Genomic DNA, 16,301 nt, shown 5'->3' with positions numbered 1-16,301 from the left:
CGGGCGCCCGGGCCCCATGCCCCCGGCCCGGGTGGCCCCCCTCGGCCAAGCCCGAGGGGGGCCCCGCCGAGCATTTACTGGGAGGGCGCCCCTTCGTCGTGTCGTGCCCGGGCCGGGGGCCGGTCAGCCGTTGTTGCCGCCGTGCTTGCCGCCGTTGCCGTTGCCACCGTTGCCGCCGTTGTTCCCGCCGATGACGCCCGGCGGGAAGGTGAACCCGCCGCCGATCATCCCGCCGGCGTTGTTGCTGCCGCCGCCCGGGTTGCCGCCGCCGGGGTTCCCACCCGGGTTCCCGCCCGGGTTGCCACCGGGGCTCCCCGCGGGGTTCCCGCCCTGGGGCGGCGGGTTGCCGCCGGGCTGCTGCTGGGCGTTGGGGTCGGCCGGCGGCGTGGCCCCGCCGCTCTGGTTGGCGTTGGGGTCGGTCTTGGGCGCCGGGTCCGGGATGTTGATGGTCTGGATCTGCTCCGGCGACGAGCCCTTGAGGGCCTGGTTCATCGCCAGCTGCCAGATCGGACCGGGGCCGTCGGCGCCGAACACCTCGTCGAAGTGCTTGCCGCCGATGTTGATGTTCTTCATCTTGACGCCGCCGGCCGGGCCGCCGAGCCAGACGGAGGTGGCCAGCGACGGGGTGTAGCCGCTGAACCAGGCGGCCTTCTTCTCGTCGGTGGTACCGGTCTTACCGGCGATCTGCCGGCCGTCGTCGAGCTTGAGCGCGGCCGCGGTGCCCTTCTCGGTCACGTTGAGCAGGACGGTGTTGAGGGCGTCCGCGGTCTGCTCGGAGAAGGCCTGGCTGCAGGTGGTCTGCGGGACCTTGACCTCCTTGCCGTCGACCGTGCTGATCTTGTTGATCGCGACCGGGGTGCAGTACTTGCCGCGGGCCGCGAAGGTCGCGTAGACGTTCGACATGGTCAGCGGGCTGAGCTCCAGGGTGCCGAGGACCATCGAGGGGACCTCCTGGAAGGCGTCGCCCTTGGCGGACTGGGTGATGCCCAGCTTGTTGGCCATCTGCTTCATCGCGCAGAGGCCGACCTGCTGCTCCATCTGCACGAAGTAGGTGTTGACCGAGAGGGCCATGGCCTGCTTGAGCTCGTACGGGCCGACCTCGCCGGTCGACTCGTTCTTCACCGTGGCCTTGGGCTTGTCGGTGTTCCTCCAGGTACCCGTGCAGGTGGTCATCTGCGGGTAGTCGATCTTGTTCTCGGAGGGGAACGGCTGGGTGGGCGACAGGCCCGACTCCAGGGCCGCCGCGGCGAGGATCGGCTTGAACGTCGAGCCGGTCTGGAAGCCGTTGCCGCCGCCCATCGCGGAGTCGACGTTGAGGTTGACGACGGTCTGGTTCTTGTTCGGGTCCAGGCCGTACGGGCGGGTCTGGGCCATGGCCAGGATCTTGCCGGTGCCGGGCTCCATCATGGTCGCGGCGGCCGAGACCGTGTCCGTCACGTTGACCTTCTTGGTGACGGCGTTCTGGGCGGCGGCCTGCTTGTCCGGGTCCAGCGTGGTGTAGATGTTCAGGCCGCCGGTGTCCCACAGCTTCTTGCGGTCGGCGACGCTCTTGCCGAACGCCGGGTCCTGCTTGACCACGTGGCGCACGTAGTCGCAGAAGAAGCCCATGCCGGCCTGGGCGGTGATGCAGCCGTTCTGCGGGTCCTTGAACTTCAGGCCCAGCGGGGCGGCCTTGGCCTCCTTGGCCTGGTCCGCGGTGATGTGCTTGTTCTCGAGCATCTTGTCGATCACGACGTTGCGGCGCTTGACCGTGTTGTCGGGGTAGCGCACCGGGTCGTAGGACGACGGGTTCTGCACCATGCCGGCCAGGGTGGCGGCCTCGGCGACGGTCAGGTCCTTGTTGCTCTTGCTGAAGTAGCGCTGGGAGGCGGCTTCGATGCCGTAGGCCTGGTGGCCGTAGAAGGTGATGTTGAGGTAGTTGGTGAGGATCTGGTCCTTCGACAGGTCCTCCTCCAGCTTGATCGCGACCTTGAGCTCCTGGATCTTGCGACCCAGGGTCTTGCGCTGCGCCTCCAGCACCGCGGCCTGGTCGTCGCCGGCCTTCTCGACGTTGACGTTCTTCACGTACTGCTGGGTCAGCGTCGAGGCGCCCTGCGAGGTGGTGCCGCTCTCGGCGTTCTTGCCGATGGCGCGGAGCACGCCCTTGAGGTCGACGGCGCCGTGCTCGTAGAAGCGGGCGTCCTCGATGTCGACCTGGGCGTGCCGCATGAACGGTGACATCTGGTCGGCGGTGAGGACGGTGCGGTCGCGCTCGTACACCTTGGCGATCAGGCCGCCCTTGGCGTCGAAGATCTGCGTCGCCTGGGTGAGCGGCGGGGTCTTGAAGTCATCGGAGATGTTGGAGAAGCTCTCCGCCGTGTCCTTGGCGGTCAGCCCGATGGCGCCGACGGCGGGCAGGGCGAGGCCTGCCAGCAGGACTCCGGAGAGCACGCTGACGCCCAGGAACTTCACTCCGTGTCCCGCGATGTCGAGCGGCGACTCGCGGCGCTTATCGCGCGGAGCTCCGGTGTTGCCTGGGGGCTGGGATGCCTGGGGGCGCTTCGGTGCCATGAGGAGAACCCTACGTCCCGGAATCCCGCCCATAGGGGCAGGTGTTCCCCTACGCTTGTCACAAGCTTGCGACAGCTTCGGTGCGTCAACACCATTCACTCTTGTGAGTGCAGAGACTTGCCCGAATTGCCCGATATTAGAGGGTTTTTGAGGCGGCTGCGGCCTGCTGCACCCGTGTGAACGGTAGCGCTCCGTGATGACGCGCGTGGCGAGAGTTGCTACGCCGCGATTGACAAGGCTTGCGACCTGCGATCACTCCAACGAGTGAGCTGACCGGTACCCATAGTCCAATCGGGTCATGCGAGATTGAGCCCGGAGGGGCTGTTGCTCGCTGTCGTTCTTCCGTAACGTCCTCAACTGGCAACGGTGAATATGCCGTTGCCGCCGTGGGGGAGCCTCGATACGGGAGAGGACGGCGCCGGGATGGGCTGGGTTGACGACTGGAGTGCGCAGGCCGCCTGCCGCACGAGTGATCCGGACGAGTTGTTCGTCCAGGGGGCGGCGCAGAATCGCGCCAAGGCGGTGTGCAGCGGTTGCCCCGTCCGCACGGAGTGCCTGGCGGACGCACTGGACAACCGGGTCGAGTTCGGAGTCTGGGGCGGGATGACGGAACGCGAGCGCCGGGCGCTGCTGCGCCGCCGCCCGACGGTCATCTCGTGGCGGAGGCTGCTGGAGACGGCCCGCACCGAGTACGAGGAGTCCCTCGCGACCGGCGTGATACTGACGGACTACGCCCAGGCGGGCTGAGCACGCCGGCGCGGTGCGGACCCGCGCCGTGGCAGACCGGTGCCGGGGGGCCATCGGGCTGAGGACATCGATGCCTGGCGCACTCGTGTCCGGCGCACCCGCGCCGAGGACGTTCACGCTGAGGACATCCGTGCTGAGGACATCCGCATCGAGGACATCCACATCGAGGGCGTTCGCGCCGGGCGCACCGATGCCGGGCGCCCGGGCCGGGCCGGTGCCTACGCGGTGCCGCTGAGCCGGTCCCCGATGGCGCGCAGCCCGTCCAGGTCGTGCACGTCGCCCGGCAGCGCGGCGACCTCCACGATCGGCACGTCCGGGTACACGGAGACGAAGCGGTCGCGGGTGCGGCGCTCCCGCCCCATGATCTGCATCCGTTCGGCGTGCAGCCTCAGCAGCCCGGCCGCGAGCAGTTCGGCCTCGGGCGAGGCGTGCTCCGAGCCGTTCTCCTCCAGTGCCTCGGCGGCCGCCAGCGCCCGTTCCGCGGTGAGCTGCGGCGCGCCCGAGCCGTGCACCCGGTTGAGCACCAGACCGGCCAGCGGCATCCGGTCCGCGGCGAGCCGGTCGACGAAGTACGCCGCCTCGCGCAGCGCGTCCCGCTCCGGCGCGGCCACCACCAGGAACGCCGTGCCCGGCGCCTTGAGCAGCTGGTACGTGCGGTCGGCGCGCTCGCGGAAGCCGCCGAACATGGAGTCCATCGCGCTGACGAAGGTCTGCACGTCGGTGAGCAGCTGGGCGCCGAAGATCTTGCCCAGGGTGCCGGTGATCAGGCCCATGCCGGCGTTGAGGAACCTCATCGCGCTGCGGCCGCCGACCTTGGCCGGGGCGGTCAGGATCCGGATCACCCGGCCGTCGAGGAAGGAGCCGAGCCGGTTGGGCGCGTCCAGGAAGTCCAGCGCGGAGCGGGACGGCGGGGTGTCGACGACGATCAGGTCCCATTCCTCGGCGTCGCGCAGCTGCCCGAGCTTCTCCATCGCCATGTACTCCTGCGTGCCCGCGAAGCCGGCCGACAGGGACTGGTAGAACGGGTTCTCCATGATCGCCTTGGCCCGTTCGGGCTCGGCGTGGGCGAGCACGACCTCGTCGAAGGTCCGCTTCATGTCGAGCATCATGGCCTGCAGCTCGCCGTCGCCGGTGACCCCCTTGACGACCCGGGGGGTGTTGTCCAGCTCGGTGAGGCCCATCGACTGGGCGAGCCGGCGGGCCGGGTCGATGGTCAGAACGACGACCTTGCGGCCGCGTTCGGCGGCCCGCAGGCCGATCGCCGCGGCGGTGGTGGTCTTGCCGACGCCGCCGGAGCCGCAGCAGACGATGATCCTGGTCCTCGGGTCGTCGATCAGCCTGTCGACGGCGAGCTGGCTGCCGGCGGCCCGGACACCGTTGCCGCCGTTGCCGACCCCGCCGCTGCCGCTGCTACCGCCGCCGTGGGCCCGGCCGCCCCCGCCGTTCCCGCTGGCTCCGCTGGTTCCGTTGGTGGTCACGCCGCCCCCTGCCGCTTCAGTTCGCCCGCCAGCCGGTACAGCCCGCCGAGGTCCACGCCCTCGCCCAGCAGTGGCAGTTCGTACGTGGGGAGCCGCAGTTGCTGGAGGTCGGCGCGCTGCTCGCGCTCCAGCTCGACCCGCTCGGCGTGCTCCCTGGCCTGCTCCAGCAGCGGGTCGAGCAGCGGCTCCACCGTCGCCCGGACCGTCTCCGGCTTGCGCGAGCGCCCGCCGAGCCCGGCCTCGCCGAGGGCCAGGGCGACCTCCTCGCGGTGGTTCCCGTCCACTGCGGCCACCGCCGCGGCGTCCAGCACCGGCGGCCGGACCATGTTGACCATCACCCCGCCCACCGGGAGCCTGGCCTCGCGCAGCTCGGCGAAGCCGTCGACCGTCTCCTGCACCGGCATCTCCTCCAGCAGGGTGACCAGGTGCACCGCGGTCTCCGGCGATTTCAGCACCCGCATCACGGCCTGCGCCTGGGTGTGTATCGGCCCGATCCGGGCCAGCCCGGCGACCTCGGCGTTCACGTTCAGGAACCGGGTGAGCCGCCCGGTCGGCGGCGCGTCCATCACGACCGCGTCGTAGCGGCGGCGGCCGTCGGGGCCCTTGCGCCGGGCCGCCTCGCAGGCCTTGCCGGTGAGCAGGACGTCCCGGACGCCGGGCGCGATGGTGGTCGCGAAGTCGACGAAGCCGACCTTCTGCAGCGCCTTGCCGGCCCGGCCGAGCTTGTAGAACATCTCCAGGTACTCGAGCAGCGCCTGCTCGGGGTCGATGGCCAGCGCGAACACCTCGCCGCCGCCCCCGCCGCCCCCGTCGTCGGGGGGCAGGCCCAGTTGGGCGCGGGAGACCGCGGCGATCCGGCGCTCCTCGTACGGGAGGGCGGCGATGCCGAACAGTTCGGCGATGCCCTGGCGCCCCTCGACCTCGATCAGCAGCACCCGGCCGCCGTCGGCGGCGAGCGCCAGCGCCAGCGCGGCGGCCAGCGTGGTCTTCCCGGTGCCGCCCTTGCCGCTGACCACGTGCAGCCGGACGCCCTCCCAGTCGGGGTCGCGCCGGGCCGCCTGGCCGGGGGTGCGTGCCACGCTCCGTCTCCGTCCGTCTCGTGGGCCGGGGCCGCTCCGTCGGCCGGCCCGAACTACCGGTGCCCTCTCGCGAGGGTAACCAGGGAGCGCGCCGGATGCCCGGAGCACCAGGGGGGCCGGGCCTGAATCATGCCCCCTTTGTGGGCCACCTCACACGCCGGTCCGTGGGCGGCGCCGATCGCGGTGGCCGCTCGTCTAGAGTCTGGCCATGACCAAGTGGGAATACATGACGGCGCCTCTGCTCGTGCACGCCACCAAGCAGATCCTGGACAACTTCGGCTCGGACGGCTGGGAGCTCGTCCAGGTCGTGCCGGGCCCGAACCCGGAGCAGCTGGTGGCCTACTTCAAGCGGGAGAAGAACGCATGAGCAAGGTCGAGGCCAAGCTCGCCGACCTGGGGCTGACCCTGCCGCCGGTGGCCGCTCCGGTCGCCGCGTACGTGCCGGCCCTGCGCTCGGGCGAGTTCGTGTTCACCTCCGGCCAGCTGCCGGTCGTCGGCGGCAAGCTGCCGAGCACCGGCAAGGTCGGCGCCGAGGTCTCCCCGGAGGAGGCCAAGGAGCTCGCGCAGACCTGCGCGCTGAACGCGCTGGCCGCGATCAAGTCGGTGATCGGTGACCTGGACCAGATCGAGCGGGTCGTGAAGGTGGTCGGCTTCGTCGCCTCCGCCCCCGACTTCACCGGTCAGCCGGGCGTGATCAACGGTGCCAGCGAGCTGCTCGGCAAGGTGCTGGGCGAGGCCGGGGTGCACGCCCGCAGTGCGGTCGGCGTCGCGGTGCTGCCGCTGGACGCCCCGGTCGAGGTCGAGCTCCAGGTGCGCGTCAAGAACAGCTGAGTGTGATCGCGAAAGGCGGGGTTGGGCCTGTCCAACCCCGCCTTCGTACGCTTAGCATCCGGGCATGGACCATCGAGCGACGACGCTCCCGATGCCGCCCGGTTGGCCCGCCCGGATCCGGGCGGTCGACTCCGGCGTGCTGACCCCGCCGGTGCCCAGGCTCGCCGCGACGGTCGTGCTGCTGCGCGACGCGGCCGCCGGGCCGCAGGCGTACCTGCTGCGCCGGCGCACCTCGATGGCCTTCGCGGCCGGCATGTACGCCTACCCGGGCGGCGGGGTGGATCCGCGCGACGCCGAGGTGGAGACGGGCTGGGCCGGACCGGCGCCCGAGGAGTGGGCGCGGCGGCTCGGGGTGGACGCCCGGACGGCGCGGGCGGTGGTCTGCGCGGCCGTCCGCGAGACCTTCGAGGAGGCCGGCGTCCTGCTGGCCGGCCCGGACGCGGACAGCGTCGCCGCGCCGCGCGACTGGAGCGCCGAGCGGGCGGCGCTGGAGGCGCACGAGCTTTCCTTCGCCGAGTTCCTCCGCGACCACGCCCTGGTGCTGCGCAGCGACCTGCTGGGCGGCTGGGCCCGCTGGGTCACCCCGGAGTTCGAGGAGCGCCGCTACGACACCTGGTTCTTCGTCGCGGCGCTGCCGGCCGGGCAGAGCGCGGCCCTGGAGGTCGGCGAGGCCGACCGGGTGGCCTGGCTGACGCCCGCCGAGGCCGTTCTCGGTTACCAGGAGGGCCGGTTCGGGATGCTGCCGCCGACCGTGACGGTGCTGCGCGAGCTGGCGCCGGTGCGCACCGCCGCGGAGGCGCTGGACGCGGCCGTCGGGCGGTCGCTGGAGCCGGTGCTGGGCCGGGCCGAGGTCCGGGGCGACCGGATGACGGTCCGCTGGCCCGGGTACGACGAACTGACCATCGACGGGGACTTCCCCGAGGACGCCTGACCGCACCGGCCCCGCCCTCGTCGGCGCTGTCGCCGACGACGCCGCCGAACAGACTCGAAACAGAGAACAGAGAGGACCGACGCCCGATGACCCACAACGCCGTGGCTCGCCGGACGGCACCCGAGCTGCCCGCCCGCCGCCTGATCCCCCGTACCCCGGCCTGCGAGAGTCAGGTCCCGTTCGTCGAGACGGCCCAGCGGCCGCTCGTCCGGGTCCTGCCGCTCAGGGCCCTGCACCGGCCCCGCGGGGACAACCGGTGAGCGGGCTCCTGCCGGGCGACCCGGCCGCCACCATCGACGGCGAGGCCACGCCCCGGGCGCTGTGCGTGCTGGCGCCGAACCCGTCGCCGATGACGCTGGACGGCACCAACACCTGGCTGCTCTCCGAGCCCGGCTCGGACCTCGCCGTGGTGGTCGACCCCGGCCCGCTGCACGAGGGCCACCTGCGCCGAGTGGTCGACCTCGCGGAACAGCGGGGCAAACGCATCGCGCTGACCCTGCTCACCCACGGCCACGCCGACCACTCCGAGGGCGCGGCCCGCTTCGCCGAACTCACCGGCACCGAGGTGCGCGCCCTGGACCCGGCGCACCGGCTGGGTTCCGAGGGCCTGGTCAACGGCCAGCGGCTGGACGTCGGCGGCCTCGACCTGCGGGTGGTCGCCACCCCCGGCCACACCTCGGACTCGCTGACCTTCCACTTGCCCGCCGACGGCGCGATCCTCACCGGCGACACCGTCCTCGGCCGCGGCACCACGATGGTCGCCCACCCCGACGGCCGGCTCGGCGACTACCTGGACTCGCTGCGCCACCTGCACACGATGGCCTCCGCGCACGGCGTGCGGACGGTGCTGCCCGGCCACGGTCCGGCGCTCGCGGACGCGCTCGGCGCCGTCGACTACTACCTCGCCCACCGGGCCAACCGGCTCGCCCAGGTGGAGACCGCGGTCGAGGCCGGCTGCCGGACCGCGGACGAGGTGGTGGCCCGGGTCTACGCCGACGTCGACCGGGCGCTCTGGCCGGCCGCCGAGCTCTCGGTCCGGGCGCAGCTGGAGTACCTGGAGGAGCACGGGCTGATCCCGGGCCTCGACTGATCCCGTCGCGCGCGGGGCGGGCAACGGAACGCCGAAGGGCCCGTCCGCGCGGACGGGCCCTTCGGCGGTTACGGCGTGAAGACGTGAGCGCGCCGAGGTCAGCGCGAGCGGCGCGACAGCCGCTCGACGTCCATCAGCACCACCGCGCGCGCCTCCAGCTTCAGCCAGCCGCGGCCGGCGAAGTCGGCGAGCGCCTTGTTGACCGTCTCGCGGGAGGCGCCGACCAACTGGGCCAGCTCCTCCTGGGTGAGGTCGTGGGCGACGTGGATGCCCTCCTCGGACTGCACGCCGAAGCGGCGGGAGAGGTCCAGCAGGGCCTTGGCGACGCGGCCGGGCACGTCGGAGAAGACCAGGTCGGACATCACGTCGTTGGTCCGGCGCAGGCGGCGGGCGATGGCCCGCAGCAGCGCGATGGAGACCTCGGGGCGGGCGTGCAGCCAGGGCTGCAGGTCGCCGTGGCCCAGGCCGAGCAGCTTGACCTCGGTCAGCGCGCTGGCGGTCGCGGTGCGCGGGCCCGGGTCGAACAGCGACAGCTCGCCGATCATCTCGCTGGGGCCGAGGACGGCGAGCATGTTCTCGCGTCCGTCCGGCGAGGCGCGGTGCAGCTTGACCTTGCCCTCGGCGACGACGTACAGCCGGTCGCCCGGGTCGCCCTCGTGGAACAGCGACTCACCACGGGCGAGGGTCACCTCGGTCATGGAAGCGCGCAGCTCGCCGGCCTGTTCGTCGTCGAGTGCCGCGAAGAGTGCGGCGCGCCGCAGAACGTCGTCCACGTGCTTCCTCCTTCTCGGCCGTTCGGCGGGTGGGCCGTCCGGCGCAAGTTCCGTACCGTGCTCTGCATCACCAAGCATGGCGCATGTCGCTCCGATCATATGAGGAGGGGGTGTGCCGAGGTGTGCCGTGTGGGGCCATTCGTACCGGCGGGTCACCGGGTGGGGCGTCGCGGGGGCGGCGCCGGGTCGAACGCCTGCTCGGGCGGTTCGAACAATGAATCGCCCACCGCCGTACGGGCGTAGAGGACGCTGTGGCCGGCCCGGTGGGCGCTGGTCGGACTCGCCGCGCAGGGCGGTCAGGTGCTGCGATACGCCGGCGGCGGACAAACCGGTGCGGCGGGTCGGCCAGGGCCGAGGCCTCGCCGGGGCGGGCGCTCGGCCCGTTCAGCCGGACCGGGCCGGGTTCAGCCGGTGAAGCCCAGCTCGCCGAGGGTCTTCTCGATCCGGGTGCGGTGCGCCGCCTCCCAGTCGTCCAGCGTCTCGGCGGCCTCCTTGGCCAGCTTGGCGCGGGCCGCCGCCAGGGCCTCGGCGCGCCGGGCGGCGGGCACCACCACGACCCCCTCCTCGTCGGCCACCACGATGTCACCGGCCGCCACCGGCACGCCGCCGCAGCGCACCCGGGCGCCGTGCGTGCCGAGCTCCCGCTTGGCCCCCGGGATCGGGATCACGCCGCGGGCGAAGACCGGGAAGCCCAGCTCCCGTACCTCGCCCAGATCCCGGATCAGGCCGTCGGCGACGAACGCCGCGACGCCCCGGCGCTGCGCGACGGCGCACACGTTGCCGCCGGCCAGCGCGTAGTCCAGGTCGCCCGACTCGACGACGATCACGGCGCCCGGCTCGGCCCGGTAGATCGCCGCGTGCAGCATCAGGTTGTCGCCGGGCGGGCACTGCACGGTGAACGCCGGGCCGGCCACCCGCGGCGCCCCCGCCCACAGCGGACGGATGCCGATGTCCATGACCTGGGCGCGCCCGAGCACGTCGGCCAGGGTGGTGGTGGGGATGTCCTTGAAGTCCTGGTCCATGCGTCCTCGTTCTTCGGTGGGCAGGCGGCGGCTGACCCGGGGCCGGCCGCCGCCGGTCACGCTAACCCGCGACGGTTCGGGCGAGGAAGGCCCTTCGGCCGGAGAACTCCACGGCTCGGGCGGGAGGGTCGGGCGGGGGTTCAGACGCGGAAGGCCGCGACGTAGCGGCGGGGGTCGCGGCGGAGGTCGGTGTCCCAGCGGGCCGTGGTCTGTTCGGCGAAGGTCTGCCCGGTGCGCAGCACTTCGTCGAGCGGGTCGAGGTAGTCGAGCACCTTCGGCTGTTCCAGGCCGGCGCGGACCCGGGCCCGCAGGCCTGCCCGGGCGAGCCGGACGAGTTCCGCCGCGAGTTCGCGGACCCGGTCGCCGCCGAGCATGGTGTCCAGGCCGTCGGCGGGGAGCCTGGCCTTCGCCGCGCGGTGCTCCGCCACGCCGTGGTGGCGCAGCAGTTCCCAGGCCGCCGTCCGCGAGGGCGGGTGGTAGGCGAGCCCCGCCCACAGCGCCGGTACGGCCGGGATGTGCCGGTACGGCGGGCCGTCCCCGGCCCGCAGTTCCAGGGTCCGGCGGACCCTGACGTCCGTCCAGATCTGCGACATGTGGGAGACCCAGTGGTCGAAGGTCGGCATGGTGCCGTCGTCGAAGCCCTGCCGCAGGATCTCGGCGAACGGCCGGTCGGGGGCGGGCCGGTACCGTCCGTCCGGGCCGCGGTAGTAGATCATCGGGATCCCCAGCGCCCAGTCGATGACGTCGTCGGCGTTCACGTCGGGCCGCAGCGCGGGCGGCAGGACGCCGCAGCGGCGCGGGTCCATCCGCAGCCAGTTCTGAGACCTGTGCGAGAGCAGCCCGTTCGACCGGCCGCCCTGCAGCGGCGAGTTGACGAGCAGTGCGGCGACCACCGGGGACGCGGCGGTCAGCATCCGCAGCTTCTGGGTGAAGTCCTCGTCGGACAGGTAGTCCAGGTGCACCTGGGTGGACAGCGACATCGACATGATCTTCGGGGCCCCGCTGCCGGCCTCGCCGATCCGGTCGAAGAAGTCGCGCATGACGGCACCGCGGAGCATCGGCACCCAGGAGATGGTGTCGAGCCGGTCGAAGGGGAGGTTGCCGCCGGGCAGGAGGGCCAGGCCGAAGCGCCCGACGAGTTCCGCGAGGCGCTCCATCGTGGCCCGCATGTCGTCCACGGCCGTGGCCAGGCCGGCGGCCGGGACGGAGGAGTACTCGACCTGGCCGCCGTGTTCGAGCGTGATCTGGGCGGTGTCCGCCAGGTCCACGCCGGTCAGCCGGCCGTTGTCGCGCCGGTCCGTGCCGCCCCATTCGGCGAGGACGGCCTCCAGGACGGCCCGGACGCCGTTCTTCCCCTCGTAGGGGGCGGCCCGCCCGGTCTCCGGGTCGACGATGCCGTTCTCGATCTCCAGCCCGATCCGCTCGGTCGCGGCCGCGGCCGGGGCGAGCAGCGGTCCGAGGTCGTCGCGGTGCAGCGTCGCTCCCGTCGCCGGGCCGCCGCTCTGCTCGCCGGTTCGGCGCCGGGGCGCCGGTGCCGCGCTCACCCGGCCCGCAGCCGCGCGGTGTCGTCGGCGTGCTGCCCCCGGTCGATCACCTGGCCCACTACGGCCAGGGCCGACTGGGCGGCGCCCTGCATCCAGGCGTGCGCTCCGGACAGGTGCTCTCCGGCGAAGAAGATCCTCGGGTCGTCGGTCGGGTGCGGGGCGCCGAGCCCGGTCAGGTACCGGGTGTGCTCGCCGGGCGCGAGGTGGGCGAAGGCGCCGCCGCCCATGCCGACCTGGTCGTCCCAGTTCCAGTGCACGATGTCGTCCGCGTCGCGGAGGATGCCGGGGTGCAGCCGTTCCAGGCACTTCAGGACCAGCAGGTCGCGGTCGGCCGGCGGCAGGGTGGTGAAGCGGCGGGCGTTGGCCCCCCACAGGTAGGCGCCGACGAGCACCGCGGGCTCGTGGGAGCGCTGCGGGTCCCGGGCGGCCCAGCGCCGCCTGCCGACGGTGCTCCCGTTGGTCCGGCCGTCGACGGGCCGGGCGTTGTCCGACGGGTACCAGCACTGCTGGATCGGCATGTCGGTGAAGCTGCCGCCGCCGAAGATCCGGTCGTCCAGTTCCCAGCCGCGCCGTTTGGTGTGTACGAGCGTCTTCGTGCTGCTGGCGTAGCTGATGCCGCGGATCGCGTGGCGCTGGTGGTGGGGGAGGCCGGGCCGGAAGCTGATCTGGTCGAGGGCGGGGACGGGGACGCAGCAGACGACGAAGTCGACGTCCTCGGTGATCGTGCCGCCGAGGCGCCGCCCGTGCACCCGGACGCCCTGGCGGGTCAGCGAGAGTTCGTCGATCTGGGTGGACAGCTGGAGGGTCCTCGGCCGCAGCCGGCGTACGAACGCGTGCACCAGGCGGTCGGTGCCGTCGACCAGTTCGACCTGGCCCGCGTGGAACAGGCCGAAGTAGTCGACGAGGACCTCCAGCAGGGAGGACTGCTCGTAGTGGACCAGGCCGCTGGCGTGGCCGAGGAGGTCCCAGGCGTCCTGCGACAGGTGCTCGTGGACGTACTGCCACAGCGACACCGAGACGAGCCGGTCGAGCGCCGGGTCGTCCCAGTGGCCGTCCAGCACTCGCCGGCGCTGGTCGGGGGTGAGCGTCTCCCAGGCGGCCGTCAGCAGCCGGTCCAGGATCCGCCGCGGGTCCTGTTTCTCGGCGGCGCGCAGCGCGAACGCCGGGTGCAGCGCGTGCACCTCCTGGACGCGGGCGCGGTGGCCGCGCAGGTGGTAGTAGGCGTCCGGGTTGAAGTTGACGAACGGCCTGGTCCGCAGGCCGAACTGGGACACGTAGTGGAGGACGCAGTGGTGGTTCCCGGGGATGCGCATGGCGCCCAGGTCGGCGTGCGTGCCGTCCCAGAAGCGGTGCGTGCGCACCCGTCCGCCGGGTTGGTTCGACCGCTCGTACAGGACGATGCCGAAGCCCCGGCGCTGGAGCTCGTAGGCGGCGACGAGGCCCGCCACCCCGGCCCCGATCACCGCGACCCGCCCGGTGGCGCCGGTCACCGGGCGCAGCAGGCTGCTGGGAAAGGCGAAGCTCTCGTCGAACATGGGCACCTCGCGTCGTCGTAGCCCTCAGACTGGGGCAGCCCGTCGTCGCGAGCCACCAGACGGCGCCCATCCGAACGTCGGTCCGCGGCTGCCGCGGGCTCCGGTGATCCGCTGCCCGCCGTGGGCCGTTCGGCGTAGCCTTCGTGCATGGCAGAGAGCAAGGTCCGGGCGGCGGCGGCACCGAAGGCGAAGGCCGTGCCGGGGGTGAAGCCGGGGAAGCCGGAGTCGCACCTGGCGATGGTGCGGCGGGCGCGGCGGATCAACCGCGAGTTGACGGAGCTGTACCCGTACGCGCATCCGGAGCTGGACTTCGAGAACCCGTTCCAGCTGCTGGTGGCGACCGTGCTGTCGGCGCAGACGACGGACCTGCGGGTGAACCAGACGACGCCGGCGCTGTTCGCGAAGTACCCGACGCCGGAGGACATGGCGGCGGCGAACCCGGAGGAGCTGGAGGAGGTCATCCGCCCGACCGGGTTCTTCCGGAACAAGGCGAAGTCGCTGATCGGCCTCTCGATCGCCCTGCGCGACGACTTCGGCGGCGAGGTCCCGGGCCGCCTGGACGACCTGGTGACGCTGCCGGGCGTGGGCCGCAAGACCGCCAACGTGGTCCTCGGCAACGCCTTCGGTGTTCACACTTCAGCACGACAGAACTTCGCCGCCGCGGCCTGAAGGCCGGCAGCAGCTACCCAGCTCAGCACCCTCGGGGAGGCCCACGGGGTTCGCACATCAGGTCTATAGACTCCAGCGCGTGTCTGCACCTGCACGAACCATTCCCCGGCGCACCGCCGACGTGGACCCCGAGCTCATCGAGGCCATCAACCGGATTGCCGTGAGCTACGTCCGGCAATCCTCGGCGAAGCCGGACCGGACGGAGGCGTCGCCGCAGACCCAGCGGGCGAAGAACGAGGAGGAGTCCGCGCGCTGGGGTACCTTCGGGCGCCACTACGAGGACATCGGCATCTCCGGCTGGGACCCCGACGCCGAGCGCGAGGGCTTCGACAAGATGCTCGCCGACGCCCGGGCCGGCCTGTTCCAGGTGCTGATCGTCTACAACGTCAGCCGCTTCTCGCGCCGCGAGGTGATGGACGCGATCCCGGTGGTCACGGAGCTGCACCGCCTCGGGATCACCATCGTCAGCGTGATGGAGGGCGTCTTCGCGCCCAAGGACAACATGGCGCTGATCTACCTGATCATGCGCCTCGATGCCGCCCACCAGGAGTCGCAGAACAAGAGCCAGGCCGTGCGGGACGTCAAGGCCGCACAGCGTGATGCGGGGAGTTGGCTCGGCGGTGCCCCGACCTACGGGCTGCGCGCGGGAAAGGAGATCCACGGCAAGCTCGCCGTCTACCGGCTCTGCCACGAGGACGACGAGGCGAAGAACCTCCGCGAGATCTGGGCCACGATCAAGGCCCACATGGACGAGCCCATCAAGCCCGGCAAGAAGCACCCGGGCTCGCTCTCGGGCATCTGCGCCGACATGAACGAGCGCGGCGTCCCGACTCGGGGCCGCCGTAAGGGGAAGGAACGGGCCGACTCGCAGTGGGCGACCCGGACGCTCAAGGGCATCCTGATGAACCCCGCCATCGCCGGCATGAGCTACGAGACGATCTACAAGGTGAAGGAGGACGGCACGCGGACGAAGACCGTCGAGGGCTACCGGATCAACCGGGACGACGAAGGCCGTCCGATCATGATCTGCGAGCCGATCATCCCGCCGTCCGAGTGGTACGAGCTGCAGGACTGGCTCGCCGGGCGAGGCCGCGGCCAGGGGCTGTCCCGAGGCACATCCGTGCTGGCGAGCCTGAAGAACACCGACAAGGAGGCTGTCCTCACCTGCGAGTGCGCGCGTCCGATGACCAGCCTGAACGCGGCGACCACGGACCCGAAGGTCAAGCCGGTCTACCGCTGCACCCGGGCTCCGGGAGCTGCTGCCGAGGACGAGCACGAGGGCGGCAACGCCATCATGCTGAAGCACCTGGACGAGCACGTGGCTCGTCGGATCTTCGCGCTCATCCGGGCCGCCGAGGACGATCCCGACGTGCTGCCGGTCATCGCCGAGGCCACGAGGACCTTCGCACGCTCGATGGAGAGCCCGGAAGCGGCAGCCGAGCGGACGAAGCTGGTGGCCGAACGGGCAGACGCGACAAGGGCGCTGACCGAGCTGTACGACGACCTCGACGCCAACGTCTACAGCGGCAGGATGGGCCGAGACCGCTTCCTGGCCAAGAAGGCGAAGATCGAGTCGCGTCTCGATGCCGCGGAGGCCCGGCTGGGTGACCTGCGCGAGCCCGATGATGTGGTCCTCCCGCTCTGGGAGTGGTTGCCGGCCGACCCGGAGACCGATCCGGTGGGGAAGAAGTCGTGGTGGTACAGCGCCGATCTCAACGCCCGCCGCAGCTTCGTCAGCCTCTTCGTCCGGCGCATCGTGATCACCAAGGCGGAGAGCCGGTGGGGCCACTCGCGTACGGCGGCCTACGACGTCGAGCCGCGCGTGAAGCTGGATTGGGTCCGGCCGAGCGGCGACGGTGACGATGCCTCGGAGGACGAGGCGGAGTAACCGCTCATAAGGACGAGGAGGGGGGGGGCCCCGGGGTGGGCGCCCCCCACCGGACCCCCCCGGGCCCCGGGGCCGGGGGCGTTGTGGCCCCCGCGCGCGAGGCCCGGGGGCCGCACCCCGCCCGCCGCCAGCACGGTCGCGGTCAGCGGCGCGACCAGCAGGAC

Annotated in this window: 14 protein-coding genes and 1 pseudogene; 8 read left to right on the top strand and 7 right to left on the bottom strand. The window is 72.2% G+C overall.

The features are described 5' to 3' along the window. Positions 1 to 123: 123 nt before the first annotated feature. Entirely contained in the window at positions 124 to 2,550 is a 2,427-nt protein-coding gene (locus ACFV61_RS02805) for a transglycosylase domain-containing protein (protein ID WP_079135766.1), read from the bottom strand. A 423-nt stretch (positions 2,551 to 2,973) separates the two neighbouring features. Between ACFV61_RS02805 and ACFV61_RS02800 the strand changes: the two genes are divergently transcribed. After that, on the top strand, positions 2,974 to 3,297 hold the full coding sequence (locus ACFV61_RS02800) for a WhiB family transcriptional regulator (RefSeq protein WP_030240986.1): 324 nt from the start codon (positions 2,974 to 2,976) through the stop codon (positions 3,295 to 3,297). Between the two features lie 218 nt (positions 3,298 to 3,515). Here the strand turns inward: ACFV61_RS02800 and ACFV61_RS02795 are convergent, their stop codons facing one another. Continuing rightward, the gene (locus tag ACFV61_RS02795) at positions 3,516 to 4,634 is read right to left on the bottom strand and encodes an ArsA family ATPase (RefSeq protein WP_063351282.1); all 1,119 of its coding nucleotides are present in this window, start codon (positions 4,632 to 4,634) and stop codon (positions 3,516 to 3,518) included. Positions 4,635 to 4,771: 137 nt separating this feature from the next. Further along, on the bottom strand, positions 4,772 to 5,854 hold the full coding sequence (locus ACFV61_RS02790) for an ArsA-related P-loop ATPase (protein WP_380489701.1): 1,083 nt from the start codon (positions 5,852 to 5,854) through the stop codon (positions 4,772 to 4,774). 208 nt (positions 5,855 to 6,062) lie between these two features. Between ACFV61_RS02790 and ACFV61_RS02785 the strand changes: the two genes are divergently transcribed. The 5 genes from ACFV61_RS02785 (at position 6,063) to ACFV61_RS02765 (ending at position 8,706) form a co-directional block, all read left to right on the top strand. After that, positions 6,063 to 6,221, top strand: coding sequence for a DUF4177 domain-containing protein (locus tag ACFV61_RS02785; protein ID WP_167745864.1), 159 nt, complete (start codon positions 6,063 to 6,065; stop codon positions 6,219 to 6,221). Beyond that, the gene (locus tag ACFV61_RS02780) at positions 6,218 to 6,685 is read left to right on the top strand and encodes a RidA family protein (RefSeq protein ID WP_063348662.1); all 468 of its coding nucleotides are present in this window, start codon (positions 6,218 to 6,220) and stop codon (positions 6,683 to 6,685) included. The genes ACFV61_RS02785 and ACFV61_RS02780 overlap by 4 nt, the downstream gene beginning before the upstream one ends. Before the next feature lie 64 nt (positions 6,686 to 6,749). Continuing rightward, positions 6,750 to 7,616: an NUDIX hydrolase gene (locus ACFV61_RS02775; protein WP_380335632.1), complete on the top strand. Its 867-nt coding sequence runs from the start codon at positions 6,750 to 6,752 to the stop codon at positions 7,614 to 7,616. 86 nt (positions 7,617 to 7,702) lie between these two features. After that, entirely contained in the window at positions 7,703 to 7,876 is a 174-nt protein-coding gene (locus tag ACFV61_RS02770; protein ID WP_159398479.1) for a hypothetical protein, read from the top strand. After that, a complete protein-coding gene (locus ACFV61_RS02765; protein ID WP_380335637.1) occupies positions 7,873 to 8,706 on the top strand; it encodes an MBL fold metallo-hydrolase in 834 nt (277 codons plus the stop codon). Before ACFV61_RS02770 ends, ACFV61_RS02765 begins: the two co-directional genes overlap by 4 nt. A 98-nt stretch (positions 8,707 to 8,804) precedes the next feature. On the opposite strand, the gene ACFV61_RS02760 is transcribed toward ACFV61_RS02765, so the two are convergent. The 4 genes from ACFV61_RS02760 to ACFV61_RS02745 all read right to left on the bottom strand — a co-directional run bounded on the left by ACFV61_RS02760 (position 8,805) and on the right by ACFV61_RS02745 (position 13,580). Further along, entirely contained in the window at positions 8,805 to 9,479 is a 675-nt protein-coding gene (locus tag ACFV61_RS02760; RefSeq protein WP_030240972.1) for a Crp/Fnr family transcriptional regulator, read from the bottom strand. Positions 9,480 to 9,883: 404 nt separating this feature from the next. After that, a complete protein-coding gene (locus ACFV61_RS02755) occupies positions 9,884 to 10,501 on the bottom strand; it encodes an RraA family protein (protein ID WP_380427764.1) in 618 nt (205 codons plus the stop codon). A 140-nt stretch (positions 10,502 to 10,641) separates the two neighbouring features. Next, entirely contained in the window at positions 10,642 to 12,045 is a 1,404-nt protein-coding gene (locus ACFV61_RS02750; protein WP_380489699.1) for a glutamate-cysteine ligase family protein, read from the bottom strand. Further along, positions 12,042 to 13,580 carry an FAD-dependent oxidoreductase gene (locus tag ACFV61_RS02745; protein ID WP_063348667.1) on the bottom strand — a complete coding sequence of 513 codons (1,539 nt, stop codon included), beginning with the start codon at positions 13,578 to 13,580 and terminating at the stop codon, positions 12,042 to 12,044. The genes ACFV61_RS02750 and ACFV61_RS02745 overlap by 4 nt, the downstream gene beginning before the upstream one ends. Positions 13,581 to 13,727: 147 nt before the next feature. Between ACFV61_RS02745 and nth the strand changes: the two are divergent. Beyond that, positions 13,728 to 14,210: pseudogene (gene nth / locus ACFV61_RS02740) on the top strand (endonuclease III domain-containing protein); the annotation flags it as partial. A 118-nt stretch (positions 14,211 to 14,328) separates the two neighbouring features. Continuing rightward, positions 14,329 to 16,137: a recombinase family protein gene (locus ACFV61_RS02735; protein ID WP_380489697.1), complete on the top strand. Its 1,809-nt coding sequence runs from the start codon at positions 14,329 to 14,331 to the stop codon at positions 16,135 to 16,137. Positions 16,138 to 16,301 lie beyond the last annotated feature (164 nt).

This window comes from Kitasatospora sp. NPDC059817 (assembly GCF_042731835.1).
Taxonomy (GTDB): domain Bacteria; phylum Actinomycetota; class Actinomycetes; order Streptomycetales; family Streptomycetaceae; genus Kitasatospora.
This window is presented reverse-complemented; position numbering and strand designations above follow the sequence as displayed.